The sequence below is a fragment of the Pedobacter sp. 10L46_2 genome, assembly GCF_056395165.1.
This window is the reverse complement of sequence record NZ_JBFTIZ010000511.1, coordinates 1247-2746: the sequence shown is the minus strand read 5'-3', so window position 1 is coordinate 2746 and position 1500 is coordinate 1247. Positions and strand designations below refer to the sequence as shown.

The following is a 1500-nucleotide window of genomic DNA, read 5'->3' as shown; positions in this document are numbered from 1 at the left end:
GTATTCATATGTTTCGAATTATCTTATTCCGGAACTGTTCCGTTTTTCAATACTATATTTTAGTTTTCTCTTATTGAATTTCTGCATTATACCTGCTCTTTTTAAACCAAATAACAGAGCCTTGTCGCTGGTTATTTTAGTAGGCCTGTTTCTGGGGATCGGATTAATCACCAGCATCACCTATACCTATAGCAAGGTATATATGTTCCCCGATTTCAATAGCACTCAGGATGCCTACAACCACTTCTTTTTTAAAGGATTTACGTACTCTGCATGGTTGATATTAGTCATTACCATCTATGTAGCTCTTAAAAAACTGATTGTTAGTATTAAGGAAAATGAAAACACAGGTAATGATCCGTATAACCGTACTAAGTTAGAGGCAGTTTTCGGAGCAGCATTTTGGTTTGTGGGCCTGTTGTTACTAATAGCTACATCATCGCCGTTTGAGGTTATAGTATGCTGGACACTTGTGATTTGTTCAACAATAGCTCTTGTTATCTTTTCATTATACTATCTTATCCCCCAGGTCAAAGAATCTGGAAAGCGCTTTTGGAACTACTTCTGGAAGATATTTTTCATTACCATCGCATCTTGTCTGCCACTTGCGCTTATTGCACTAATGTTTAGCAACCATGCCGAAATGGCTGGTGTTGTAATAGCCTTCCATATCCCTACCCAACTCATTATAAGCGCACCTCTATCTTGGTATATTTATAAAAAAAGGAATGATTCTAACATAGAGCTTAACAGCTTAAAAACTGAACTTGGAAAGTCTGATGCGAGCTTAAGTTTCCTGCGGTCGCAAATTAATCCACACTTTTTATTTAATGCACTAAACACGTTGTACGGAACTGCTTTGCAAGAAAAAGCCGAACGTACCGGCGAGGGTATTCAGAAATTAGGCGATATGATGCGGTTTATGCTTCAGGAAAACCTACAAGACAAAATTTCCCTGACCAGAGATGTGGATTACCTTAATAACTACATTGCTTTGCAGAAGTTAAGAACTTCCCGTTCAGCTTCGATTTCAATAGAAACTCAAATTGAAGAGCAACTAAACAGTCAGCAGATTGCTCCCATGTTACTCATCCCTTTTGTAGAAAATGCCTTTAAACATGGGGTTAGTTTACAGCATCCATCGCATATAAAAATCACATTGCAGACCAAAGAGAACACCCTGTATTTTGATGTAAATAACAGCATCCACATTAAACCGGATAATGACCCCGAGAAACTTAAAAGTGGTATCGGCTTACAAAATGTAAAACAAAGGCTTGCACTGCTGTATCCTAGGAAGCATGAATTGATCATTAGGGAAAGTGCCAATGAGTTTTTTATTCATTTAACACTACAATTATAATAATTACATCAAGGCAAACTTATTAAAGATGTGTTATATTGTGCCAACAAAAGCTCTACTATTAGATAACAAATGATATTAAAAAATGCTGGCAATAGCAATTGATGATGAACCGATAGCACTGGATATAATAGAAT

General features: G+C 36.7%; 1 protein-coding gene. It reads left to right on the top strand.

Translation table 11 applies throughout. The features are described 5' to 3' along the window. The coding region (locus AC1DDX_RS27350; RefSeq protein ID WP_477623026.1) for a sensor histidine kinase at positions 1-1363 on the top strand (1363 nt) is incomplete at its 5' end. Positions 1364-1500 lie beyond the last annotated feature (137 nt).